This window comes from Treponema maltophilum ATCC 51939, assembly GCF_000413055.1.
Taxonomy (GTDB): Bacteria; Spirochaetota; Spirochaetia; order Treponematales; family Treponemataceae; genus Treponema_C; species Treponema_C maltophilum.
This window is the reverse complement of record NZ_KE332518.1, coordinates 2,460,370-2,485,608: the sequence shown is the minus strand read 5'-3', so window position 1 is coordinate 2,485,608 and position 25,239 is coordinate 2,460,370. Positions and strand designations below refer to the sequence as shown.

The window sequence follows — 25,239 nt, the reverse complement described above, 5'->3', positions numbered from 1 at the left end:
GCAAATCCGTGATGATTATAGCAAACAGTATTGGCGCGTTTTTTACCATGCACGTTTTATCCGATATGCCGATAGAAAGGGCGCATTTTATTTCTCCCGTTGTGAACATGGAAAATCTGATTATAAACATGATGAAGAAGGCTAATGTAAGCGAAAACGAACTCCGCGATAAGGGTGAAATCGATACTCCTTTCGGAGAAAAACTTTCGTGGAAATACCTTCGTTATGTAAGGGAACATCCTGTTCGTTGGGCGGCGCCGACACATATTTTGTACGGCGCAAAAGACAATCTGACATCTTTTAAAATAATTTCCGAATTTGCACATCAAATCGGCGCAACGCTTACCGTCATGAAAAACGGGGAACACCGGTTTCATACGGAAGAGCAAATGCGCTTCCTTGATAATTGGCTGCAAAGCTTCACTGGTTCTAAGTTATCTGTCAAATAACCGCCGAAAACCCAACCATATATATTTTTATTATTTTTTATCGTTTCAATTGGAAGTAATATTTTAACCCATTTAGATTTTATTCCGTCAATAACAGTTTCGTCACCGATTTCTACAACTTTTACATCGGCTTTCAACGCGAACAAACACAACTAGAAAAAGAGTCCGCATACTTAATACAACAACATACCGGACTTATTGGAAGGCATACGCTGAGGATAAATGTTAAATTAATAATCACCTGTAGTAATAGCTTTTCTTAAAATACTGTTTATTCTGGTCTGATAGCCTTTACCTAACGCCTGAAGGACCGCAAGAATATCGGCATCTATTTTTATGGAAATTGTTTTTTTAACGGGTGTTACATTCCAATATGCTTCATGCGCCGGTCTTAGCCTTGCAATTTGTTTCTTTGTTAATTTAGGACTATCCTCATCATACGATATAGGATAATTTTTTATTTCTTCCAATCTTTCAGCCGTTAATTTTTTTGGAGTAATCATAATATTCCTCCCTCAAGTCTTTATCTGCTTGCCGTGCGGATATTAACCGTATTCTGTTTTTCTTTTCAGTAAAAAAGACCAGAACTATCAATATTCCGTTCAAATTTCCGATTCCGTAATATCTATCTTCTTTTTCGGAATGCTCGAAATCATATCCTGTCAAAAATGCAGGATCGTCAAATACTTCCAATATTTCTTCTAGTTCCGCTCAACCCGCATCATTGCACTGAAGCAATATCAACTTGGAGCGGATGTTAGACGTCTTTTATTTACTATGATGAATTACCTATAACACATAAAAATTCTATACTTTGTCCCAAAATGTATCTTCTGCCGATTGTTGTTCGGCAAAAGTCCATACTTCTTGTATCTTGCCGTTTTCTATTTTGAATAGATCAATGCCCGGATCATTCAGCTTGTCGGAACCTCTCTCTGCGCTGCGGAAACAACACTTGCAGCAACAAAACAATCATTACTTGCAGCCCAATTGGTAATAACTTTAAATGTACCGCCGCTCCTTTTTGCAAATTCCCCTAAACGCTCTCCCAATGCCTGTTTCCCTACAACCGTACCTGAAAGCGAACTTTCGCCTCCCATGTGCCATACAATAGCATCGGAGATTGTTGCAAAAACTCCTGCAAAATCACCTCGTTCCAATGCATCGCGATAAGCATCAAATACCTTCATTGTTTCATTTTTCATAAAATTCCTCCGGTAAATATTTAGAAGAAATCCCCTCTTCTACGGGTATTATTATACTCCCTTATCTTGATTTTACAAGTACGAATATTTATAATACATGGTATCTAATATACTACTGCAAAGGAGTTTTTTATGATGTCGATTTATGATAAGTGCCCCTTCGCTACTACTCAAAGAGTATTGCAAGGGAAATGGGCGATTATAATTTTATATCATCTGAGTACGGGCACAAAAAGGTTTAATGAACTTCAAAGATTAATGCCTGCAACAACTCGAACTGTTTTAACAAGACAGCTCCGTCAGCTTGAAAAAGATAAACTGATCGACCGAAAAGTCTTTGCCGAAGTCCCGCCTCATGTTGAATACTCTTTAAGTAAATTGGGAACTAAATTTCAAAAAGTGTTAGACGAGATTGAGATTTTCGGTTTGAGTTATATCGCCGAATTACATAAAATACAAAAAGGAAAAAGCAGTTGAATTTACACCAACATTTTAGTTTTTTATACTGAAATCTATTTGTGGAATAATTTTCAATTCAGAGGAGGCCGCAATCGACAAATGAAAATTTTAATCTACGGTGCGGGCGTAATCGGCGGTTTGTATGCCGCCGTGTTCGCCGAAGCGGGCTATGACACGACGGTGTACGCAAGAGGGAAAAAACTTGAAACGCTGAAAACCCGCGGCTTGCTGTATGAAAAAAACGGCAAACAGTATAAAGCAAAGGTTAAAGTTATCGATGTATTGCAAAACGATGATATCTATGATTTTATCTTTTTGACGGTAAAAGAAAATCAAGTGCATACGGCGCTCGAAGAACTCCGGTCGAACGGCAGCCCGAACATCGTTACAATGGTCAATACGCTTGAACCTTACGCCGACTGGGAGAACCTGTGCGGCAAAGGGCGTATTATCCCCGCGTTTCCGGGAGCGGGCGGCAGCTATGAAGACGGCGTGCTGAAAGCGGACTTTACGCCGCCTCTTATTCAGGCGACGACATTTGCCGAAATCGACGGGAACTCATCGGAGCGGCTGAAAAAACTCGCGGCTCTTTTTAAGACGGCGGGGGTGCGATACCGGATTGTAAAAGACATGCATGCCTGGCAACTGTGTCACTTGGCGCTGGTTGTCCCGATTGCCGATGCGTATTATAAAGCCGAAAATCCGGAAGAAGTTTGGAAAGAAGCGGATATTATGAACGATACGGCGCGGCACATAAAAAACAATTTTCAAAAATTGTACCGCTCGGGAGTAAAACTTTCGCCGCCGAAAATGCATCTTTTGAGATTGCTGCCGGCTCCGGTTCTGCAAGCCGTTTTTACTCAGGTTTTTAAAAGCCGCTTCGGAAATTTATTTATGTACCGGCACTCGATGAAAGCGCCCGATGAAATGCGATCTCTGCACTTGCAGTTGTATCAATACCTTACCGGGCTGTAAATATAAATATAAAAGTGATACTATGTGTATCTAAAGGAGAGTACAAAGCATGCGTTTATTTTTATGTTCACATTTTTCAAGCGTCGGCTCCGCCGTTGAAGAGCAAATTGCGGGGAAAAAGGTTCTGTTCATTCCGACCGCATCAATACACGAAGGGTATACGGGATATGTCGGTTCGGCACGTAAATTATTCAAAAAAGCGGGCGCCTTGCTGACGGAAACCGATATTTCGAGCGAAGAATTTTCGAAAATAAAAACGCTGTTTGACGATGCCGATGTTATTTATTTTACCGGAGGTAATTCGTTTTTCCTCATCGACTGTTTACGAAAAACCGGAACGGATAAACTTTTAAAACGGCAGCTGGGAAAAGGGAAATTATTTATCGGAGAGTCGGCAGGGGCTATCGTATGCGCACCGACAATTTCTTATATTGAGAAAATGGATCCGATTCCGAAAGATTATTCGCAAAGCGACTATGCGGGATTAAAACTTATTGATTTTTATATCCTGCCGCATTATCTTACCGCGCCGTTCAAAAAAGCTACGGAGCAAATTATGCAAACCTTTCCGACGCTCGAAATATGCGCTATCAATAATTCGCAAGCCGTTATTATTGAAGACGGCAAACGGACAATAATCAGCGTGGAATGAAACTCATCTGTATCGGCGACAGCTTAACATTCGGTAATGTCGGCTATTCGTATATTCATTTTTTAAACAAAAAAATTCATGCCGTAAACAAAGGAAAAAACGGCGACACGCTTAGGGGCGCTTACAGCCGGCTCAAAAAAATAATCGATAAGCCCCGACACGGGGGCGGTACATTCATCCTCGGAATCGGTACAAACGATATTCTGCTGCCGTATTTAAAATCTCTTTCTTTATTTTGGTTTTTGACAATGAATCTGCGCTGCAAAATAAAACGGTGCATAGAAAACGACGATATCTTTGAACGCGAATATGACAGGCTTTTGCACTTATGCTCCGAAAAAAACAAACGCGTAATCGTTTTCGGAATGCCGCTTATTAATTTAAAAAATTTTCCGCACGAAAAGACGGTACGAAGAAACGCCGTTATCAAACGATTGGCACAAAAATATAATTATTCTTTTATCGATATATACGAACTGCAAAAAGAAACGCTTCCACCCGACAAGCGCACCTATACATGGAAACACGGTTTTGCGTTCAGGCTTATAGATGCCGTCATAATGACGCTGTTGCCGTTTTGTAAAGACGGGTTCGCAAAAGCACGAGGTTTGAACGCAAGCGTAGACGGAGTTCATTTTAATTCGGCATCGGCAAAAATTTTGGCTGCGGAAATAGAAAAAGCCGTACTGCGATAGAGCTCGCAAAAGCCGCCGATTCGGCGGCCGCGTTTATTTGCCGTATTTTCTTTCTATAGCGGAAAGCGTGTCGACCCGTTCCGTGTAGACGCCGCCTTCAAAGCGGGCATCAAGAAAGGCATCGACAATCATTTTTGCTTCTTCGGGTCCGACGATACATACGCCCATGGCGACCGCATTTATGTCGCTGTGTTCGACGGCGAGCTTTGCCGTACACGGTTCGCTGCACGCCGCAGCCCTCACTCCCGGAACCTTGTTTGCGGCAAGAGAAATGCCGACGCCTGATCCGCACACCATCACGCCCTTTTCAACTTCGTGCGATTTAATCGCTTCGGCAACCTTTAAGCCGAATTCGGCGTAGTTTGCCGGAACCTTTGAATCCGCCGCACCGTAATCGACGCATTCGTATCCTTTATTGCGAACGTGTTCCATTAAAATATGTTTTAATGCGACTCCCGAATGATCGCTCCCAAATCCGATTTTCATATGCGCACCCCCTTTATATAAAGATATAGCAAAACAACAATATAATCAATGAAAAAATCGACGCCGTATTTCCGGCTGCGGGCTCTTTATTTTATACCGATACTTCGGTACAATTAAAGAGAAAAATGAAAAAGCCGAATGCGCATAAGGAACCGGAATTCAAAAAGAATTCCGGACACAAAAAGCTGGATATCTTATATGAAGACGCATACATCATTGTAATAGATAAACCGTCAGGCATGCTTTCGGTTCCGTATCCGGGCGGCAGCGGACGAACGGCTATCGGCGTACTCGAACGCATTATGCGCGACAAGGGCACCTATGCAAAACACCGCAAACCCCTTGCCGTACACCGGCTCGACCGCGACACCTCCGGCGTTATGCTTTTCGCATTGACCGAGCGCGTAAAAGACGAGCTTATGCGTTTTTGGCACGGAAGCGTTACCGAGCGCATATACCGCGCCGTTGCCGAAAATCCGGCCGGAAGCGCGCTTCCCGATTCGGGTCTTATCGACGAACCGCTTGCGTACAACGCATACAACAGAGGCTTTGTGCCCGATGCCGAAAAACGTGCGCGTTTCGATACGGTTGAAGCGCGCACGCGGTACAAAGTAATCGAACGCGGCGCAACACATACGCTTTTCGAGCTTTCTTTGGATACCGGTAAAAAAAATCAAATACGCGCGCACCTTGCATCAAACGGGTATCCCATAGCGGGAGATACGGTTCGGCATGCGCGCACCGACCCCTTCGGCCGTCTTGCGCTCCACGCCCGTTCGCTCGCATTTACGCATCCGGTTACAAAGCAAATCATGCGTTTTGAAGTTCCCGAACCGGAATCGTGGATCGCCTATGTCCGCACAGGCAAGCGGTAATGCGGCACAAAAGTATTTTCCTATTCGAAAAGAGTTTCCAAATCGGAAAGAGCGTCCAAAAAGCTTTCCGCGTTGTCTTCGGTTATCATAACGCCCCACCATTCAAAATCATCTTTGCCGATAACTTTTATAAGAAGAAAAATTCCCTTATCGTCATAAGGGGAGTCCGTGCAAAGAACCATATAATATTCGCCTTGCTTGTATTCCCACTCATTTAAAGCTTTTTTGCATAACCACACAGTGCTCTTTGTCAATTTGGTTACGCGGCGTATATCTTTCGGAATAAGCTTTTCGACTTCATCCATAAGATCCGCGTCCGTTTCCGATTCGTCGCAGATAAATTCCGCGCTCGCGTATCCTTCATATCGATGGGTAAGATCTCCGTCCTGTATTGCGGAATAATATTTTAAGTCCGCATTCTGTGCAATACAGTGTACGGCGCCGCACAAAAAGAACACTCCTATTAAAACGAAAAGTTTTTTCATGCGTCCTCCGGTTTATCAGTATAATTTTTCTCCGAGCAGGCGGGCGGCAAGGGCGACGGCCAAGATCGCCGTTTGGTTGCGCACATCGAGGATAGGGTTTACTTCCACAATATCGGCCGATTTTACAAGACCGATGTCGTTCATCTCTTCCATAAGTAAAAGAGCTTCGCGGTTTGTCATGCCGGCGGGAAGCGGAATGCCGGTGCCGGGCGCAAACATGGGATCAAGCACGTCCATGTCGAACGACACGTGCATAACGTCCGCATGCGTTTTAAAAAACTGTACGACTTTTTTAACAACGGCGGGAAAGCCCTGCCGTTCAATGTCGCTCATCGTAAAAACGGTAACGCCGGCCTTGCGCATAACGTCTTTTTCGCCCGGATCCAAGTCGCGGATACCGACAAAGCACACGTTGTGTGGATCGACCTTCGTTCCCTCAAAATAGAGGTTCGTCAGTTCCGGCAAACCGAAACCGCAAGATGCGGCAAGACATTCGCCGTGTATATTGCCCGAAGGCGTCGTTTCCGGCGTGTTGAAATCTCCGTGCGCATCGACGTAGAGTACGCCCAGCTTTTGATTGTTTCGTTTAGCCGAAGCGGCAGCCCCGGCAAGCGTTCCGAGCACAATCGAGTGGTCGCCGCCGAGCGTAAACGGAAAGTTCCCCGCAGCGAAAGACTCATCGACTTCTTTTGCAAGCTGCGTGCAGGCTTTTGCAATCGGCTTTAAATATTTTGCTTTCGGGTTTCCGATTTTTTCGCATTCCTGCGGATTTATTCGAATCGGCGAATTATATTTAACAAGCGAGTGCCCGAGCGATTCAAGTTTTTCGCACAATCCGGCAAGCCGAATCGCCGACGGCCCCATATCGCTGCCGTGCCGCGACGCCCCGAAATCGAGCGGCATTTCAATAACGTGAATATTCATGGGCACAGTATAATGCGAAACGGTGCTCTAGAGCAACCGGCCAAGCATAAGGCTAAAACCGCGCAGAAGGTTAAAAGCAGTTTTTTCATTGTAACCATACAATCCTCCGTAAAAGTGAAGTCTCCATAACAACACCATACGATAAAAGAGAGGCGGCATCAATGATGCTGTGGACAATCATACAGTTGCAGGAATAACAATTGTTTGATACCATACTTTACGGGAGTGCCCAAAATGAAACCCGGCGAAGCGATTATCAAACCCGTTACGGTACGCAGCGTCATAACAAAATCGAATTTACCCGTTGCGGACTATTCCGTTAATCCTTATGTCGGATGCACTCATGCGTGTAAATACTGTTATGCGTCTTTTATGAAGCGCTTTACCGGACATACCGAACCGTGGGGCGGCTTTTTAGACGTTAAAGACTGGCCGAAAATAAAACATCCCGAAAAATATGCAGGCAAAGAATTGTTCTTCGGCTCCGTTACCGACCCCTATAATCCCCAAGAAACCGTTTACGAACGTACCCGCGCCTTGCTTTTGCAGCTGAAAGACTGCGGAGCAAAAATCAGCATTGCGACAAAAAGCGATTTGGTCCTGCGCGATTTGGATATTATTCGAAGCTTCCCGAACGCCCGCGTATCGTGGTCGATCAACACGCTCGATGAGCGTTTTCGTCAAGATATGGATAAAGCCGTTTCGATTGAACGACGGCTTGCCGCAATGGAAACCTTTTACCGCGCAGGGGTACGCACCACTTGTTTTATCTCGCCGATATTTCCCGGCATTACCGATGTTGAAAAGCTTATCGGACGGGTACGAAATCAGTGCCATTTGATTTGGCTTGAAAACCTTAATTTACGCGGCAGTTATAAACCGGTTATTATGGACTATATAGAAAAGAATTATCCGGCTTTGATGCCGCTGTATCGGGATATATATTATTGCGGAGACCGCAGCTATTGGCATTTGCTTGATGCGCGGCTGAAAACGTTTACATCGGAAATCGGACTTGACTATGTAACGAACGACGACAGTATGAACCGCCCCTTCGACGCACCGCCGGTTGTCGTCAATTTTTTCTATCATGAACAGATAAAAAAATCGGCACGAAAACAATCTTAAAGAAGCCGTCGATGCGCTGTAACACAATTTGACAATAAAATAGCGGTGCATTACCATATGCCTATACTGTACAGCGCAAAAGCTGAAGCTTTTTGCAAATTTTTTATGGAGGCAAAAGTATGAAAAAGGTTGTAACGGGACTGTTCGCGGCGATCTTCGTTTCGGCGGTCTTGTTTACGGCGTGCTCGAAAGGCTCTTCGATGAAAAACGGAACATATACCGGAACGGGCGAAGGCAAGGGCGGAAAGATAACGGTGGAAGTAACCGTCAAAAAAGACGCGATTGCCGACATCAAAGTGATTTCACACAACGAAACGCCGGGTTTCGACAAAGCGATGGATACGCTTAAAGCGGCGGTAATAAAATCGAACAGTACGGCGGTCGATACGGTTTCCGGCTGTACGCTCACGTCGAAAGGCTTTCTTCAAGCCGTGAATGCGGCGGTCGCACAGGCGGGCGGGGAACTCAAAGCGAATAAAAAAGATGCCGCAGCATCTCAGGCAAAACAGGACAAAACCGAAACGCACGACGTCATCATCATAGGCGCGGGCGGTGCCGGACTTGCGGCCGCAATCGAAGCGAAAGAAGCGGGCGCCGACGTTATCGTTTTGGAAAAGATGCCGATGGCCGGAGGCAACACGCTCATCTCGGGAGCCGAAATGGCGGCTCCGGGCAACTGGCTCCAAAAGCGTGACGGTATCGAAGACAGCGTTGCGCGCTTCGAACAGGACATAATGAAAGGCGGCGACAATATCAGCAACCCGGAACTCGTGCACGTTGTCGCGTCGAATGCGCTTGCCGGTGCGGAGTGGCTGAGAGACAACTGCGGTGTCGTATGGGAAAATTCGCTGATGTTTTTCGGCGGACATTCGGTAAAGCGCAGTTTGATTCCGGCCGGTGCGAGCGGCAAAGAACTCATCACAAAGATGCTCGCAAAGGCGGAAAAGCTCGGTATTACCATCGTGTACAATACGCCCGCAGTTGCGTTTATCCAAGATGCGCAAGGACGCGTTACCGGAGTTTCGGCCGAAAGTGAAACGACGAAGTACACCTTTTATGCGAAAAAAGGCGTTGTGCTCGCAACCGGCGGTTTCGGCTCAAACCTCGATATGCGCAAAAAATACAATCCCGCCGTCGATGAAAACATCCTTTCGACGAATACGGTCGGCAGTACGGGCGACGGTATCGTCATGTCGGAAAAAATCGGAGCGGCCCTCGTCGATATGCAGTATATTCAAACCTACCCGATATGCGATCCGCTTACGGGCACGCTTTTGTATTTTGACGACGCACGCCTCTACGGCCACAGTGTTATCGTAAACAAAGAAGGCAAGCGCTTTGTCGAAGAACTCGGACGGCGCGACGTTATGTCCATGGCGATCAAAGCGCAGGCGGGACATTGCTGCTATGAAATCATCGATCAAAAAGGATACGAAGAAAGCCATCTGGAACAAAACCACGCGGCCGAAATCGATTATCTGTACAAAAACAAATTGTTGGTAAAAGCCGATACGCTTGAAAAAGCGGCGGCATTTTTCGGCATCGATGCGAAAGAGATGATCGCGACCGTAAACCGCTACAACAGCTACGTCGCGCAGGGCAAAGATCCCGAATTCAACAAACGCAGCTTAACCTTCCCGATCGAAAAGGCACCGTTTTATATTTTGAAAGCAGTGCCCGCAGTACACCACACGATGGGCGGCGTCAAAATCAACAGCCAAGCGCAAGTCATAAAAACCGACGGTACGGTGATCCCCGGTTTGTATGCCGCGGGAGAGGTAACCGGCGGCGTGCACGGCAAAAACCGCTTGGGCAGCGACGCGATCGCCGACATTATCGTGTTCGGCCGCATCGCGGGAAAAAACGTGGCAAAGTAAGCGGTTTGTAACAGAAACGGCAGTTCGGCGGCAGACAAAGGAATTGCGTTTGCTGCCGGCCTTGTATGGTGTATCAGGAGCGGATAAAATATGAAAAATTTTATACTTTTATCGGCGGCTGTTTTATATATCGGGGCCTTCGCCGCGACGCAGACAAACGCGGCGCCCGCCTTTAAAGTCGAAGAACAAAACTTTCAAAGAAACGGCATGAAAATATCCGGAGAGCTTTTTATCCCCGACCGCGCATCGCCCGTGCCCTTGGTCATCCTTTCGCACGGATTCGGCGGCAATCGCGGAGGCGTTAAAGGCTATGCCGAATCTTTTGCGGAGCATGGCATCGCCGCATACATTTTCGAGTTTATCGGCGGCGGCAATCATATCAAAAGCGACGGAAAAATGACGGAAATGTCGGTGCTCACCGAAGCCGAGGATTTGATTGTCATTCTCGATAACTTAAAAACCGACGCGCGTTTTAAGCCCGAGCAAATCTTTTTATTCGGAGAAAGCCAAGGAGGCTTTGTTTCGGCGTATGTTGCCGCTATGCGCCCCGATGATGTCGCGGGCTTGGTTTTATTATATCCCGCTTTTGTGTTGCATGATTACGTTCGGCGGCACACACCCGATCTGGAACGGATTCCCGACACAATGAAGCTGCTCGGAAAAACCGTCGGGCGGATTTACAATAAGGATGTACTGTCCTTTGATATTTATACATTGATGCCGCAATATTCCGGCAAAACGCTCATCATTCACGGAAGCGCCGACTCGCTTGTGCCGCTGTCGTATTCGGAACGGGCGATTAAAGCCTTCCCCGACGCGAAACTCATAACGCTTGACGGCGCAGGACACGTCTTTTACGGAAACGCAATGCGGAAAGCCGCGGACTATGCGGTACAATTTGTACAAAGCATAATCGGCGAAAACAGACCTCAGGCTCGGTAAAAAAGTAAACGGGTGGCTATCTTAAGTTTCAACACTTCCGATTACATTATGGAAGGCCTTTTGCGATCGCTTATCCATAGCAGCCGTATCGCCGCAAAAGAACCGAAAAACTACGAAGCGCGCAGCAATATCATGTGGATTGCGACGTGGGCGCTCAATACGCTTGTCGAAAAAGGCAAGTCGACCGATTGGATGGTGCACATGATCGGACAGTCCGTCGGTGCCTATACCGACGCCACGCACGGCATGACGCTTTCCGCCGTATCGCTTCCGTATTACCGGCATATCATGTTGAACGCAATCCCCAAATTCAAACGCTATGCTACAACCGTTTGGAACGTAGACCCGGCCGGAAAATCCGATGACGAAATTGTACAAGCAGGTCTTTCCGAAATGAAAAAGTGGATGCAGGAAATGCACCTCGCATTGAGTATAAAAGAGCTCGGCGTTACGGAAGACATGATCGAAGGCATCGCCGACGGAACCTTCATCCTCAAAGGCGGGTATAAGGTTTTAACGCATGATGAAATCGTGCAGATATTGAAGGAGAGCATGTAAACCATAATGTAAAAGGGAAATCGACGGAATACATAATAAGCGAAAAAGCTATCAGAAAAATCCGCATTTTCTTCTTGCCTAAACATATGCATTTCAGTATGTTTTAAGCGGAGGTATCCTATGGATGAAAAGAAACGCAAAGTTACCGTTGTGGGAGCAGGTGCGGTCGGTTCAACCTTTGCCTACGCATTGGCTCAAAGCGGTTATGCGGACGAAATCGCAATAACCGATATGAATAAAAATTTTGCCGAAGGACAGGCGCTCGACCTTGTACAGGGCCTGCCTTTTTTACCGCAAGTCGACATACACGCGGGCGATAAGGCCGATTATGCCGACAGCGATATTGTCGTGGTTACGGCGGGAGCAAAACAACAGAGCGGGGAAACGCGCATAGACTTGCTGAAACGCAACGCTGCCATTATCACCGGCATTGCAAAAGACATCGCCGAAAGCGGCTGCAACGGTGTTATGCTGATTGTAAGCAATCCCGTGGATATATTAACACGGGCGGCGCTCAAGGCTTCCGGCTGGGAGCGCGGAAGAGTTATCGGTTCCGGCACCGTTTTGGATACGGCGCGCTTCCGCTACACGCTCAGCAAAGAATGCGGCGTCGACGCGCGCAACATTCACGGTTATATTTTGGGCGAACACGGCGACAGCGAATTTGCTGCTTGGTCGATGACATCCGTTGCGGGACGGCGTATCGACGAATACTGTTCCGGCGGCGTGTGCAGCTCCGGCCCGCACTTCGACAAAGCAAAAATTCTGGAAGAAGTACGGGATTCCGCGTATCATATTATCGACTACAAAGGTTCCACCTATTTTGCCGTCGGCTTGGCCCTGACGAGAATAGCGGGTGCCATTTTGCGCAACGAACACAGCATTTTGTCCGTTTCGATGACGCTTGACGGAGAGTTCGGGCTTAAAGACGTATGCTTGAGCGTACCCTGCGTTGTCGGACGGAACGGTGCGGAACGGGTCATCGAAGGCACCCTTCCTGCAGACGAACAGGCTGCGTTGGAAGCAAGCGCAAAACGGCTCAAAGATGCTTTTGCCGACATGAATTAACCGAAACTTTACCTCTGCGCCGGCTTTAACTTCCGCCGCGTTTTTTGTTATAATCAATCGGATTACACAAGGAACAGGTATGACACAAAAAGAACGGCGCATTTTTTTAATAGATTGTCTTTTAAAGGAAAACCCCGGTTATCGCACGGCGCGAATACCGGGTGACGAGCGGGAACAAAAGCGTCTGCTCCGTTCCCTCATGAACGTCCGTCCGCCGCAAGATACAAGTGAAGAATTTTTACGCATACAGGACGAATATTTACGGGAAACGATCCGGGAGGGCGGCATTACCGATCTTGCGCAGTTAAAGCCTCTTGCCGCACAAGGGAACGGGACTTTTTATCTGTGGCAGGGCGACATTACACGGCTCAAAGTCGATGCGATCGTAAACGCGGCAAACAGCGCTATGACCGGCTGCTGGCTGCCCTGCCACGCGTGCATCGACAACTGCATCCACACATTCGCAGGCGTGCAGTTGCGCGCGGTTTGTGCCGGCATCATGCAAAAACAGGGGCATGAAGAACCGACGGGAAGCGCAAAAATCACGAGCGCGTTCAACCTGCCGTGCAAGTACGTGATCCACACCGTAGGGCCTATTGTGCAGGGGCGCTTACAAAAAAAACACGAAGAACAATTGGCGTCATGCTATCGTTCCTGCCTTGAACTCGCCGAAGCGCACAACGTAAAAAGTATCGCCTTTTGCTGTATTTCCACCGGCGTCTTTATGTTTCCGAATCGGCGTGCGGCGGAAATTGCGGTAGAAACCGTCCGCACATACTGTAAAGAAACGGGAAGCGGAATAAAAGTCGTTTTTAACGTATTCAAAGACGAAGATTTCGCAATTTACAGCGGAATTTTACCATAAAAAAAATAGTCGAAAATATGTTGGCACTTATTCGGCACAGAAGAAAAGAGGATTGTCGGCATTATGTAATAATAGAAACTTTATGGAGTATATAATGAAAATTGCTGTCAGCGCATGCCTGTTGGGAGAGAACTGCAAATATAATGGCGGAAATAATTTTTCTCAAAAAGTAATTGAATTTGTAAAAGGGCATCAAGTTGTTCCCGTATGCCCTGAAGTGCTCGGCGGATTGCCTATTCCAAGAGAACCCGCTGAAATAGTTAAAGGAATTGTCATGCAAAAAAACGGAAACTCCGTAGATGCGGAATTCAGAAAAGGAGCACAAATCGCCCTGAAAAAGATTCTCGATCGGAAAATTGAACTTGTAATTCTTCAGTCGAGAAGTCCCTCTTGCGGTGTAAACATGATATATGACGGCTCTTTTTCAGGAAAACTGATTTCGGGACAAGGTATTTTTGCAAAGCTTCTCAAGGAAAACAATATTAAGGTGATAGATGTTGAAAATTTATAACAGGAGGACAGACGGCATTTTAAGGCGGTTTACAAAACAAATTATGATAGAGAAAAAAATGAAAAATCAGACCTTTAAGCAAAACCGAAACTGTTTTTTTATCTCAGCGATGTTCCTTATCGGTATTTTTGTATATATGGGGATTCGGATTGGATTTTTATATTTCAGTCTCCGGCTAAAATCGGCAAAATTCTTGCAGGAAACCGTAAATCAACATCGTACGCTACTGATGATTATAGATGAATTGCTCATGCTTTCAACTATCCTTTGCGGTGGCGTTTTTTATAGTGTACGCAAGGTATATTCTCAAAATAAAAATATACTGACCGGATTTGTAACGGTAAGCTTTATACTAATGCTAATGGCATGGCTGTTAATAATGTTTGAAACCGGAAGACTTGTATATCCTGTCAACGGTCTGCCAGTTGTTACGGGTGACAATCTCCGAACGACTTTAGCCGAAATTTACGCCGCTTGGCATTTATGCGATATCTTGCTGGGACTGTTTATAATTTTTTGGTCGGGATTATTATCGCATTCCTTTTGGAAATACAGCGGGATAACGATTGGACTATTGCAAATCATCTGTACTTATTTCGGACAAAGCATAAAGCCGATCCCTTTGTTCATTGCTATTATATTATCAACAATTTGGCTTTTAAAACAAAGTATTTCAATCGTTAACGATCTTAGGGATAAAAATTTATGACGGAAAATATGTAAAAACTTCATTTGGAAAAACACATGCGGTAGCAACCGTCCGCACATACTGTAAAGAAACCGGAAGCGGGATAAAAGTCGTTTTTAACGTATTCAAAGACGAAGATTTTGCAATTTACAGCGGAATTTTATCATAAGAATCGGTTATGCTACTATAAGTAGCGAAAATGTATCGAATTGTAAGGTATAATTTCTTTTACAATTGCGGCCGCAAGGTTATCATCTGCCTGAAAATTACGAATGCCGAAGCATATTCGTGAAGGAGATACGATAAAAAACGCCGTCTGAAATATCGCCGTCGTTTTTTATCTCGAGTTTGCGTGGATGTTTGCAGAAAGACGTGTATACATACCGTTTCGATAAGAATCGTATGAGTACGATACACTCTATTTGCAAACTCGATTATTGAACGTGTGCGCGTTTGCGCACGACTAAAAACTTTTTCGGAAATTGATTCGAAGTCCGCGAAAGCGGACACGTAGAATCAGTTCTTTGCAGAACGAGCCGAAGGCTCTAATTTCCTGCAAAAGTTTTTATGGGAGATTATGTATGAACTTTTCTGAAAAACTGAAAACCTTGCGAAAGCAAAAAAATCTTTCGCAGGAAGAACTTGCGGAAAAAATCCACGTAAGCCGTCAGGCAATTACAAAGTGGGAAAGCGGGATAGGGCTTCCCGACATCGGAAATATCATTGCTATTTCCCTTTTGTTTAATGAGTCGCTCGATTCGCTTTTGAACGAAGAAAAAAGCCTCTTGTCCAAGCACGAGTTTTTGTATGAAAGCGGAACCGAATACGATTTGGACAATCCGAAAAAAATCGATTTTAAAATCGGCGCCGCTCACGAAATCATAGTGGAACAAACAAAGGACGAAAAACTTCAAGTTCTTCTCGCTTCAAATAAAATAGTTTGTCTCGCACAGCAGGCAAAGGTTAAGATTGTTGAAGATAAAAATCGCATGGACGTTATCGTAAATCATTCGGCGGATTTCAGCGCCGCGAATGCTTTGGAAAATCTTTTTGTGCTGATCCGCATTCCGGCAAAATTCGTTGCGGATATTGAAATTCATTCGGAAACGGAAAATCTGAAAATCCGCGATATTACATTTGAAGCCTTGGAATTTTCCGGCAAAGTTTCAAACTGCTTTTTTACAAATACCGGCGGCCACACCGAGTTGGATACCGATTCGAATCTGTATGCGGAAATAAATAATTGTAAAGGCAAAATCGATTTTAATCAGGTGAAGGCGATTTCCAAAATCCGCTTTGCCGAACATTCAAATTATTGTCTACGAAATGCCGGCCGCCGAACCCGCTTTTTGGATTCCGACAACAACATACTCATCGATAAACGCGAGAAAAAAGAAGTGCAAACCGACGCCGACTTGATTGTGGAATTGAACGGTTGGAAATCCGAAATTCGGATTTTATAAAATTATAAGAGGTTTACATGAACACAAAATATACATACAGACCCGTACGATTTTATGTTACAACTATTTTAGCAACTTGGGGCTTTTGGTTTTGCGCGCTCATTTTTAAAGAAGGTTTTATTTGTACGCTCACAATGCTGCTCGGACTCCTTTCGCCGGCAATAATCGCACTCATCACGGTGTTCGGTTCAAAAAGCAAAGAATTGAAAGCGGACTTTAAACGCAAGATTTTCAGATTTTATAAATTAAGGCCGAAATACATCTTTGCCGCCGTAATTGTTTTTGCACTGATAGTCGGCTGCTCCATTTTGCTTTCAACCTTTTGGGGACAGTCTTTAAATCAGTTTTCCGTCACGGAGGGTTTTTCTTTTACCGGAGCGGGGGTCACTTCCGCATTTTTAACGATTTTGCTTGCTTCGGTTTTGGAAGAAGTGGGTTGGCGCGGTTACGGTGAAGACTCAATCGCCCAATATTGCAGCTGGTTCAAAGAATCGATTATATTCGGCTTTGTCTGGGCTTTATGGCACTTGCCGCTGTTTTTTATTCCGGGCACTTACCATTACGGCATACGCGAAATGAATGTTTTATATATGTTCAACTTTTTTATTTCCGTTATTCCGTTCGGTTTTATAACAACATGGGTTTACGTGAAAAATAACCGAAGCATGCTTGCAAGTATTATTTTTCACCTTTTTGTAAACTTCATGCAGGAAAAAATTGCAATGACCCAAACGACAAAATGCGTCGAAACAATCTGTGTTACACTTGCCGCCGCAATTATCGTTTTTACAAACAAAGATCTGTTTTTTGAAAAACGCCACATAGGGAGAATATTGGAAAGCTGAATTCCGGGAAGGGAAGCATGGTTTCTGCATACGATACAAAGAATGGCCTTTCATTGTTATAGGTCGTTCTTAAACGGAAAATTTGGAAATTCATGATATTATAAGGGCTGAAAATCTTACTTATGTTATTATCCGGTAAAAATAGACTTCATAAAGAGAGCGCTTTGTAAATCACACAAGTATTCCAAAATCACGATTACGATGCCATCTTTTATGCTGCCAAAATCCTCGGCGTATTTCTGTTTTGTCTGAAGCACTTTGTAAGTATCTTCTAATTCTTTCTATCTCATATATTCAGTGTATCGTTTTATCAACTTTTTAAATAGTAGCTGTAAAAAGTACTATCTGTGACTAACAATATTGTCACATGTAATAGCTTATAATATAATATGCAGTATAAAAACTTGATATAAATAACAACGAGAAGATTGATATGGAACTTTCTGAAATTATAAAGACAATTCGCTCAGAGTTAAATTTATCGCAAGAAGGATTAGTCAGAGAACTACATGTCGGCTTCAGTTCAGTGAATCGGTGGGAGAATAATAAATCAAAACCTAATCAGATAGCAAGATATGCCTTGATAGAGCTTTGTAAAAAGAAAGATTTAGACCAAGATTTGATTTCGTTATTGGAAGCGATGAATTAAGTTGGATAAAGGATGATAAGTATGAAGCATGAAAGACAAATAGAGAATGAATTTATCAAAAAATTGATAGATTTAAAATATGTTTATCGCGAAGATATTAGAGATCAATTTTCATTAGAAGAAAATTTCAGAAAGCATTTTGAAAGATTGAACCGTGTAAAATTAAGTGATTCTGAATTTATAAGATTATGTGATAGTATAATAAATCCAGATGTTTTTGAGAATGCAAAAAAGCTCAGAGAAATAAATACTTTTAAAAGAGATGATGATACGCCTTTGCAATATACTCTTGTAAATCTCAAAAACTGGTGCAAAAACGAATTTGAAGTAATCAACCAACTATGCATTAACACAGAAAATAGTAACCATCGCTATGATGTTATCTTGCTTATTAATGGTATCCCGGTAGTTCAGATTGAATTAAAAACTTTACAAATCACCCCTAAAAAAGCGATGGAACAAATAGTGAATTATAAAAATGATCCGGGAAATGGATATACAAATTCTCTACTTTGTTTTATTCAGCTTTTTATTGTTAGTAATGAAACTAATACCTATTATTTTGCCAATAATCGCAAGGAGCATTTTTCATTTAATGCAGATGAAAGATTCTTGCCTATTTATGAATTTGCAGATAAGAACAATAATAAAATAACCAATCTATATGAATTTGCGAATTGTTTTTTACCTAAGTGTACTATTGGAGAACTTATCAGTAGATATATGGTTTTGGTAGTGAGTGAGCAAAAATTGTTGATTATGCGACCATATCAGATCTATGCCGTGAAAGCAATTGTAGATTGTATTGAGCAAAATCGGGGCAATGGATATATTTGGCATACTACAGGTAGTGGCAAAACTCTTACATCATTTAAGACATCAACACTTTTGAAAGATAATCCAGATATTGAAAAGTGCTTGTTTGTTGTGGATAGAAAAGATTTGGATAGACAGACTCGTATAGAATTTAATAAGTTTCAAGAAGGATGTGTGGAAGAAAATACAAATACAGAAAGTTTAGTTAAGCGTCTCACATCTGATGATTATAAGGATAAAGTGATAGTTACTACCATTCAAAAACTTGGACTTGCACTTGATGATGATAGTAAGCGTAATCAAGAAAAAAGAAAAAGAGGCGAATTGACTTTTAAAGAAAGGCTACTAAAGCTTCAAGATAAGCGTATGGCAATTATTTTTGATGAATGCCATCGTTCACAATTTGGAGATAATCATGAAGCAATAAAGACTTTCTTCCCCAAAGCACAATTGTTTGGTTTTACCGGCACACCAATTTTTGAAGAAAACTCAAATTATAAACAAGTCGATGGAACAATTGGTTCTTATAAAACCACAAAGGATGTATTTGAAAAGGAACTTCATTCTTACACTATCACAAATGCGATTGATGATGGCAATGTTTTACGTTTTCACATTGATTATTTTAAGCCTGATGATACTCATATTGCAGCAAAAGCAGATACAAAGATAAGCAAAAGGAAAATTGTAGAAGCTATTTTGTCCAAGCATGATGCGGCAACATATAGTAGACGGTATAACGCTATTTTTGCAACAGCAAGTATCAATGAAGCAATAGAGTACTATGATTTATTTAATGAAGTACAGAAAGAATACTTAGATTTAGATGAAGGTTTTATTCCATTGAATATTTCTTGCGTTTTTTCGCCTCCGGCTGAAGGCAATAAAGATGTAAAACAACTACAAGAGGATCTTGCACAAGAAAAAGAAGATAATAAACAAGAGCCAGACAAGAAAAAAGAAGCCTTAAGGAGAATTATTGACGACTATAATTCAAAATACAAAACAAATCATACTATCAACGACTTTGATTTGTATTATCAAGATGTACAAAAACGGATAAAAGACCAACAATATCCAAATGCGGATTATCCACATGAAAACAAAATAGATATTGTTATTGTTGTAGATATGCTTTTGACAGGCTTTGATTCTAAATATTTAAATACTTTATATGTAGATAAAAACTTGAAGCAACATGGATTGATTCAAGCCTTTTCAAGAACGAATCGTGTGCTGAATACTACAAAACCTTATGGCAATATTATTGATTTTAGAGGACATGAAGATGAAGTGGATGCAGCGATCAGACTGTTTTCAGGAAAAGAAAACAGCGAGAAAGTTAAAGAAATTTGGCTTGTAGATCCGGCTCCTACTATGATTAAAAAGTTGGAAAAAGCAGTAGATGAACTTGGAAAGTTTATGAATGCACAAGGACTTGAGTGCAAGCCTGAAGCAGTAAGTAACCTTAAAGGTGATACGGCTCGTGCCATGTTTATTGATAAGTTTAAACAAATACAGAGGCTCAAAACCCAACTTGATCAATACACAGATATAAAAAAGGAACAAGTAGCTGATATTGAGACTTTATTACCAGAAGATACAGTTCGAGCATTTAGAGGGGCATATTTAGATATTGCAGGAAGATTAAAAGATGAACAGGAAAAAGATATTCACAATGTATCTCCGGAAGTAGAGCAATTGGACTTTGAATTTGTGTTATTTTCATCTGCCATCATTGACTACGATTATATTATGGCGCTTATTTCTCAATATACTCAATCTAATGTACCGAAGAAAGAAAAAATGACAAAAAAAGAATTGATAGATTTGATTGCCTCAACTTCTAATCTAATGGATGAAAGGAAAGATATTGAAGAGTATATAGAGGAACTTGATCAATTTATTAAGACTTCCAAAGAAAATAAAGGGCTGAGTGAGAATGAAGTAATGGAAGGATACCGGAAATTTAAAGCTAAAAAAAACTCTAAGGAACTTATTTCTCTGTCTGAAAAGTACGGACTTGAATCCCAGGCTCTAAAAACTTTTGTTAATGGAATTATGGAAAGAATGATTTTTGATGGAGAAAAATTGATTGATTTACTTGAACCTCTGAATCTTAGTTGGAGAGAAAGAACGCAAAAAGAATTGGAGCTTATGGATGAATTAGTTCCGTTGTTAAAGAAAATGGCAAATGGAAAAGAGATTATGGGGTTAAAGGCTTATGAGTGAAAAGGACGATATAGCAATACTGCCAAGATATAGATTTCCTGAGTTTTCAGAGAGTTGGAAAACGATAAAGCTGATAGATATTGCCGATTATAGGAGGGGAAGTTTTCCGCAACCATATGGTCTACCAAAATGGTATGATGAATTAAATGGTATGCCTTTTATTCAAGTATTTGATGTAGATGATAATATGTGTTTAAAAGCAAGTACAAAAAATAAAATTAGTAAATTAGCTTCAAAACAAAGTGTGTTTATTGAAAAAGGGACTTTAATAGTAACCTTACAAGGCTCAATAGGTCGCGTTGCTATAACACAATATGATGCATATATAGACAGAACCTTGCTATTATTTGAAAAATTTTATAGGGATATTGATAAAGTTTTTTTAGCACACAGTATTCAACAATTATTTGAAATAAAAAAACAAAGTGCTCCAGGAGGAATAATAAAAACAATTACAAAGCAAGTTTTGAGTGAATTTACAGTTCAACTACCAGAAAAACTTGAACAACAAAAAATTGCAGATTGCTTATCTTCTATTGCTGAACTTATTTCTGCCGAAGAAAAGAAATTGTTATTGCTAAATAATTACAAAAAAGGCTGGATTCAAAAGCTATTCCCAGCCGAAGGAAAAAATGTTCCTGAATGGAGGTTCCCGGAGTTTAAAGATAGTGAGGGCTGGGAAACAATAAAGTTGAGAGAGCTTGCGGATTATAGGAGAGGCAGCTTTCCACAGCCATATGGTTTGTCAAAATGGTATGATGAATTAAATGGTATGCCTTTTATTCAAGTATTTGATGTAGATGAAAATATGTGTTTAAAAGCGACTACAAAAAATAAAATCAGTGAATTAGCTTCACAACAAAGCGTATTTATTGAAAAGGGAACTTTAATAGTAACCTTGCAAGGATCGATAGGCCGTGTTGCAATAACACAATATGATGCGTATATAGATAGAACATTACTGTTATTTGAAAAGTTTTATAGAGATGTGGATAAAGTTTTTTTAGTCCACACTATTCAACAGTTATTTGAAATAAAAAAACAAAGCGCGCCAGGAGGGATAATAAAAACAATTACAAAGCAAGTTTTAAGCGAATTTACAGTTCAATTACCAGAAAAACCAGAACAACAAAAAATTGCTAATTTCTTATCCGGTATAGATGATTTGATAAGCAAACAAACAAGTAAAATTGAATCATTAAAATGCCATAAAAAAGCACTAATGCAGGGATTATTTCCTACTGTTGGGGAGGCATGGAAATGAGCATAAATATTCCCTCAAGTTTTACAAGAGAAGAGTTTCAAAAATTAACAAATAAAACCATGGGTAATGATGAGTTTCAACATTACAAAAAAATAATCACAGAAAATTATAAAAAAGATAAAACTTCCGGGAATTATATTTTAAAAGAAAATGTATCGCAAGAATTACTTGTGAACATTGATTTTATTTTCAAAAGGATCGGACATAAAAAAATTAGTTCTATTAAAGAAATAGCCGAGTATTTCAAGAAACTATTGGATGAGAAGAAATATATTATTTTATTCGCTTATAATGGAACAGGCAAAACGAGACTTTCCGGTGAATTTAAGTCTTTGGGACAACATTTGAATGAGGAGACCGGAGAAAAAACGGCTGATACCCTTTACTATAATGCTTTTACAGAAGATTTGTTTTATTGGGATAATGATTTAGATAACGATGCGGAGCGCGTGTTAAAGTTTAATAAGAATTCGCGTTTTTTTAATGGATTAAAAGACCTTGATATGGATAACAAGATACGTTCGTTTCTTCATCGATACTCTGATTTCAATTTTAATATTAATTATGATAATGCAGCGATCAGTTTTTATAGAGAAGAATTGTTTGAAGGCACCATGCAAAGAATCGACAATATTAAAATTTCTCGTGGTGAAGAAAATATCTTTATTTGGTGTTTCTTTTTGGCTATTGTTCAATTGGTAATAGACAAAGCAGAAGCATACGACTGGGTAAAATATATTTACGTAGATGATCCTATTTCTTCCTTGGATGATAATAATGCAATTGCTATAGCCAGTCATCTGGCGACGCTTATGAGAGGAAATGAAGTAAAAGTTATTGTATCATCACATCATACATTGTTTTTCAATGTTTTATGTAATGAAATTAACAGCGCGGAGCAGTTGTTTTTGCAAAAAAGTACAGACAATTCCTCTTATATTTTAAAAGATACTACTAAAACGCCGTTTTTTCACCATGTCGCATTATTGAAGGAGCTAAAAAGGGCATCTGACACAGGCGAATTGTATACTTATCATTTTAATATACTGAGAAATATATTAGAAAAAACAGCATCATTTCATGGATATGCTCATTTTTCTTCATGTATTAGAAAAGGCGATGTAGAAAATGAACCGATATATACGAGAATAGTCAACCTTTTAAGTCACGGGAATTATTCTTTATTTGATCCTAAAGAAATGGTAGAAGAAAACAAGCAATATTTTAGAAATATTCTTAACAATTTTTTGGGAGACTATAATTTTAACCAGAAACTATTTGAGAATACTCAAAATCAGGAGAAACAATAATGAATGATACACAACAATTAGGAGATGCACTTTGGAGCATAGCGAATAAACTTCGCGGTGCTATGAATGCGGATGACTTCCGTGATTATATGTTATCCTTTCTTTTCTTAAGGTATCTTTCTGATAACTATGAAACTTCTGTACAGAAAGAGCTTGGCAAAGACTATACGGATTGTGAAAAAGAGATTGAAAATGTACAAAGCAATGGGAATATAGATAAAGTTATAGCTGAATTAAAATTAAAGATAACGACTTACTTTAATACATTGCCTATAAGTAAGTTGCCTATAAAAGAAGATGAGACAGACAATAATCTTATCCAAAGAGCAAGACAAACTCTCATTGATGAATATGAAAGTTTACTCGAAAGTCAAAAACTAACGCCTTTAAGTGTATGGTATATTAATAATTTAGATCATGTAACTATTTTTGAAAAACAAATGCGTAAAAAAATTCATTTTGTCATTAAGCCGCATTATCTATGGAGCAATATTTACGAGTTATCACGGACACAAAACAATCAACTTTTGAAGACTTTGCAAAGAGGCTTTAAGTTTATTGAAAATGAATCATTTGAAAGTACTTTCCATGGATTATTTTCGGAGGTTAATCTTGATTCCGATAAACTGGGAAAAGATTATCTATCACGTAACGCAATATTGTGTTCTATAATTACCAAAATTGCCGAAAAGCTTGCTGAATTTACAAATGAAATAGACCTTTTAGGAAGTGCCTATGAATATTTAATCGGACAATTTGCAGCCGGTTCCGGTAAAAAAGCAGGTGAGTTCTATACCCCTCAACAGATTTCTACTATTCTCTCCAGAATTGTTATATTGGATAGCCAGAAACCGGAATTGGGAAAGAGAAAATTTATCAATAACCTGTTGGATTTTGCCTGTGGATCAGGCTCACTGCTTATCAATGTAAAGAAACATCTTGAGCCTAATAGCATCAGTCAAATATATGGACAAGAAAAAAACATAACGACCTATAACCTTGCACGAATGAATATGTTGCTGCATGGTTTTAAGGATTCGGAGTTTCAAATTTTTCACGGAGATTCTTTGTTAAATGATTGGTCGTTGCTGAATGAAATGAATCCGGCTAAAAAGTTGGAGTGTGATGCTGTAGTAGCAAATCCGCCTTTTAGTTATCGATGGGAACCGGATGATACATTAGCTGAAGATTTTCGTTTTAAAGGTTATGGACTTGCACCAAAGTCGGCAGCTGATTTTGCGTTTTTGCTACATGGATTTCATTTTTTGAGCAAAAATGGAACTATGGCAATTATCTTGCCTCATGGCGTATTGTTCCGAGGAGGTACAGAAGAGAAGATTAGAGCTAAACTTCTGAAAGATGGAAATATTGACGCGGTAATCGGACTGCCGGCTAATTTATTCTTTTCGACAGGAATACCGGTTTGCATTCTTGTATTGAAAAAATGCAAGAAACCTGATGATGTGTTATTTATCAATGCAAGTGAATATTACGAAAAAGGGAAAAGACAAAATGTCCTTTTACCAGAGCACATAGATAAAATCGTTGATGTATACCAATTCCGTAGGGAAGATGACAAGAGGTATTCACGTCGTGTATCTATGGAAGAAATTGAGAAGAATGGATACAACTTAAATATTTCCCGATATGTAAGCACAGCTCCTGAAGAAAAAATAATTGATATTGAAGAAGTGGCAAAAGAATTGAGGACAATAGAGGATGACATCAAAAATGCAAAAAATGCTCATAATGTATTCTTGAAAGAGCTTGGTCTTGAACAATTGCCATAGGATTTATGTTTATAACATCGTAGAAGCG

General features: G+C 41.2%; 26 protein-coding genes and 1 pseudogene. 21 read left to right on the top strand and 6 right to left on the bottom strand.

What is annotated here, in order from left to right:
- Positions 1-11 precede the first annotated feature (11 nt).
- Complete coding sequence (locus HMPREF9194_RS11485) at positions 12-449, top strand: alpha/beta fold hydrolase (RefSeq protein ID WP_016526549.1); 438 nt, start codon at positions 12-14, stop codon at positions 447-449.
- Positions 450-679: 230 nt separating this feature from the next.
- Here HMPREF9194_RS11485 and HMPREF9194_RS11480 read toward each other — a convergent pair whose 3' ends face one another.
- The 3 genes and pseudogenes from HMPREF9194_RS11480 to HMPREF9194_RS11475 form a co-directional block, all read right to left on the bottom strand.
- On the bottom strand, positions 680-952 hold the full coding sequence (locus HMPREF9194_RS11480) for a BrnA antitoxin family protein (protein WP_016526548.1): 273 nt from the start codon (positions 950-952) through the stop codon (positions 680-682).
- Positions 924-1,151, bottom strand: a pseudogene (locus HMPREF9194_RS12195) (BrnT family toxin); the annotation flags it as partial. The gene HMPREF9194_RS11480 and the pseudogene HMPREF9194_RS12195, both read right to left, overlap by 29 nt.
- A gap of 212 nt (positions 1,152-1,363) precedes the next feature.
- The gene (locus HMPREF9194_RS11475; protein WP_016526547.1) at positions 1,364-1,654 is read right to left on the bottom strand and encodes a nuclear transport factor 2 family protein; all 291 of its coding nucleotides are present in this window, start codon (positions 1,652-1,654) and stop codon (positions 1,364-1,366) included.
- A gap of 132 nt (positions 1,655-1,786) precedes the next feature.
- Here HMPREF9194_RS11475 and HMPREF9194_RS11470 point away from each other — a divergent pair, with 132 nt between their 5' ends.
- The 4 genes from HMPREF9194_RS11470 (at position 1,787) to HMPREF9194_RS11455 (ending at position 4,435) form a co-directional block, all read left to right on the top strand.
- Complete coding sequence (locus HMPREF9194_RS11470) at positions 1,787-2,131, top strand: winged helix-turn-helix transcriptional regulator (RefSeq protein WP_016526546.1); 345 nt, start codon at positions 1,787-1,789, stop codon at positions 2,129-2,131.
- An 81-nt stretch (positions 2,132-2,212) separates the two neighbouring features.
- Positions 2,213-3,088, top strand: a complete 876-nt coding sequence (locus HMPREF9194_RS11465; RefSeq protein ID WP_016526545.1) for a ketopantoate reductase family protein — start codon at positions 2,213-2,215, stop codon at positions 3,086-3,088.
- A gap of 49 nt (positions 3,089-3,137) precedes the next feature.
- Positions 3,138-3,740 (top strand): Type 1 glutamine amidotransferase-like domain-containing protein, encoded by a 603-nt coding sequence (locus HMPREF9194_RS11460; protein ID WP_016526544.1) that lies wholly within the window; start codon positions 3,138-3,140, stop codon positions 3,738-3,740.
- A complete protein-coding gene (locus tag HMPREF9194_RS11455) occupies positions 3,737-4,435 on the top strand; it encodes an SGNH/GDSL hydrolase family protein (RefSeq protein ID WP_016526543.1) in 699 nt (232 codons plus the stop codon). Before HMPREF9194_RS11460 ends, HMPREF9194_RS11455 begins: the two co-directional genes overlap by 4 nt.
- A gap of 33 nt (positions 4,436-4,468) precedes the next feature.
- Here the strand turns inward: HMPREF9194_RS11455 and HMPREF9194_RS11450 are convergent, their stop codons facing one another.
- Positions 4,469-4,921 carry an RpiB/LacA/LacB family sugar-phosphate isomerase gene (locus HMPREF9194_RS11450; RefSeq protein ID WP_002692357.1) on the bottom strand — a complete coding sequence of 151 codons (453 nt, stop codon included), beginning with the start codon at positions 4,919-4,921 and terminating at the stop codon, positions 4,469-4,471.
- 125 nt (positions 4,922-5,046) lie between these two features.
- Here HMPREF9194_RS11450 and HMPREF9194_RS11445 point away from each other — a divergent pair, with 125 nt between their 5' ends.
- Complete coding sequence (locus HMPREF9194_RS11445) at positions 5,047-5,796, top strand: RluA family pseudouridine synthase (protein WP_016526542.1); 750 nt, start codon at positions 5,047-5,049, stop codon at positions 5,794-5,796.
- 20 nt (positions 5,797-5,816) lie between these two features.
- On the opposite strand, the gene HMPREF9194_RS11440 is transcribed toward HMPREF9194_RS11445, so the two are convergent.
- Positions 5,817-6,281, bottom strand: coding sequence for a hypothetical protein (locus tag HMPREF9194_RS11440; RefSeq protein ID WP_016526541.1), 465 nt, complete (start codon positions 6,279-6,281; stop codon positions 5,817-5,819).
- 15 nt (positions 6,282-6,296) lie between these two features.
- The gene (gene rocF, locus HMPREF9194_RS11435) at positions 6,297-7,205 is read right to left on the bottom strand and encodes an arginase (RefSeq protein ID WP_016526540.1); all 909 of its coding nucleotides are present in this window, start codon (positions 7,203-7,205) and stop codon (positions 6,297-6,299) included.
- A gap of 234 nt (positions 7,206-7,439) precedes the next feature.
- On the opposite strand from rocF, the gene HMPREF9194_RS11430 reads away from it, so the two are divergent.
- From HMPREF9194_RS11430 to HMPREF9194_RS11360, 15 genes are all read left to right on the top strand, one after another.
- Entirely contained in the window at positions 7,440-8,333 is an 894-nt protein-coding gene (locus HMPREF9194_RS11430) for a radical SAM mobile pair protein B (protein ID WP_016526538.1), read from the top strand.
- A 119-nt stretch (positions 8,334-8,452) separates the two neighbouring features.
- A complete protein-coding gene (locus HMPREF9194_RS11425; RefSeq protein ID WP_016526537.1) occupies positions 8,453-10,210 on the top strand; it encodes a flavocytochrome c in 1,758 nt (585 codons plus the stop codon).
- 90 nt (positions 10,211-10,300) lie between these two features.
- On the top strand, positions 10,301-11,152 hold the full coding sequence (locus tag HMPREF9194_RS11420; protein ID WP_016526536.1) for an alpha/beta hydrolase: 852 nt from the start codon (positions 10,301-10,303) through the stop codon (positions 11,150-11,152).
- Between the two features lie 12 nt (positions 11,153-11,164).
- Entirely contained in the window at positions 11,165-11,710 is a 546-nt protein-coding gene (locus HMPREF9194_RS11415) for a dehydroquinate synthase/iron-containing alcohol dehydrogenase family protein (protein WP_051127897.1), read from the top strand.
- Positions 11,711-11,830: 120 nt separating this feature from the next.
- A complete protein-coding gene (locus tag HMPREF9194_RS11410; protein WP_016526534.1) occupies positions 11,831-12,778 on the top strand; it encodes an L-lactate dehydrogenase in 948 nt (315 codons plus the stop codon).
- A 79-nt stretch (positions 12,779-12,857) separates the two neighbouring features.
- Complete coding sequence (locus HMPREF9194_RS11405; RefSeq protein WP_016526533.1) at positions 12,858-13,643, top strand: protein-ADP-ribose hydrolase; 786 nt, start codon at positions 12,858-12,860, stop codon at positions 13,641-13,643.
- 94 nt (positions 13,644-13,737) lie between these two features.
- Positions 13,738-14,154: a 2-thiouracil desulfurase family protein gene (locus HMPREF9194_RS11400; protein WP_016526532.1), complete on the top strand. Its 417-nt coding sequence runs from the start codon at positions 13,738-13,740 to the stop codon at positions 14,152-14,154.
- A gap of 43 nt (positions 14,155-14,197) precedes the next feature.
- Positions 14,198-14,863 carry a hypothetical protein gene (locus HMPREF9194_RS11395; protein WP_245540749.1) on the top strand — a complete coding sequence of 222 codons (666 nt, stop codon included), beginning with the start codon at positions 14,198-14,200 and terminating at the stop codon, positions 14,861-14,863.
- 560 nt (positions 14,864-15,423) lie between these two features.
- Entirely contained in the window at positions 15,424-16,305 is an 882-nt protein-coding gene (locus tag HMPREF9194_RS11390; RefSeq protein WP_016526530.1) for a helix-turn-helix transcriptional regulator, read from the top strand.
- 17 nt (positions 16,306-16,322) lie between these two features.
- Positions 16,323-17,150, top strand: a complete 828-nt coding sequence (locus tag HMPREF9194_RS11385) for a type II CAAX endopeptidase family protein (protein ID WP_016526529.1) — start codon at positions 16,323-16,325, stop codon at positions 17,148-17,150.
- Positions 17,151-17,583: 433 nt separating this feature from the next.
- Positions 17,584-17,799: a helix-turn-helix domain-containing protein gene (locus HMPREF9194_RS11380; RefSeq protein WP_016526528.1), complete on the top strand. Its 216-nt coding sequence runs from the start codon at positions 17,584-17,586 to the stop codon at positions 17,797-17,799.
- 21 nt (positions 17,800-17,820) lie between these two features.
- Positions 17,821-20,847, top strand: coding sequence for a type I restriction endonuclease subunit R (locus HMPREF9194_RS11375; RefSeq protein ID WP_016526527.1), 3,027 nt, complete (start codon positions 17,821-17,823; stop codon positions 20,845-20,847).
- Positions 20,840-22,111 carry a restriction endonuclease subunit S gene (locus HMPREF9194_RS12190; protein WP_016526526.1) on the top strand — a complete coding sequence of 424 codons (1,272 nt, stop codon included), beginning with the start codon at positions 20,840-20,842 and terminating at the stop codon, positions 22,109-22,111. Before HMPREF9194_RS11375 ends, HMPREF9194_RS12190 begins: the two co-directional genes overlap by 8 nt.
- Positions 22,108-23,421, top strand: a complete 1,314-nt coding sequence (locus HMPREF9194_RS11365) for an AAA family ATPase (protein ID WP_016526525.1) — start codon at positions 22,108-22,110, stop codon at positions 23,419-23,421. The genes HMPREF9194_RS12190 and HMPREF9194_RS11365 overlap by 4 nt, the downstream gene beginning before the upstream one ends.
- The gene (locus HMPREF9194_RS11360; protein WP_016526524.1) at positions 23,421-25,211 is read left to right on the top strand and encodes a type I restriction-modification system subunit M; all 1,791 of its coding nucleotides are present in this window, start codon (positions 23,421-23,423) and stop codon (positions 25,209-25,211) included. The genes HMPREF9194_RS11365 and HMPREF9194_RS11360 overlap by 1 nt, the downstream gene beginning before the upstream one ends.
- The last annotated feature ends 28 nt before the right edge of the window (positions 25,212-25,239 follow it).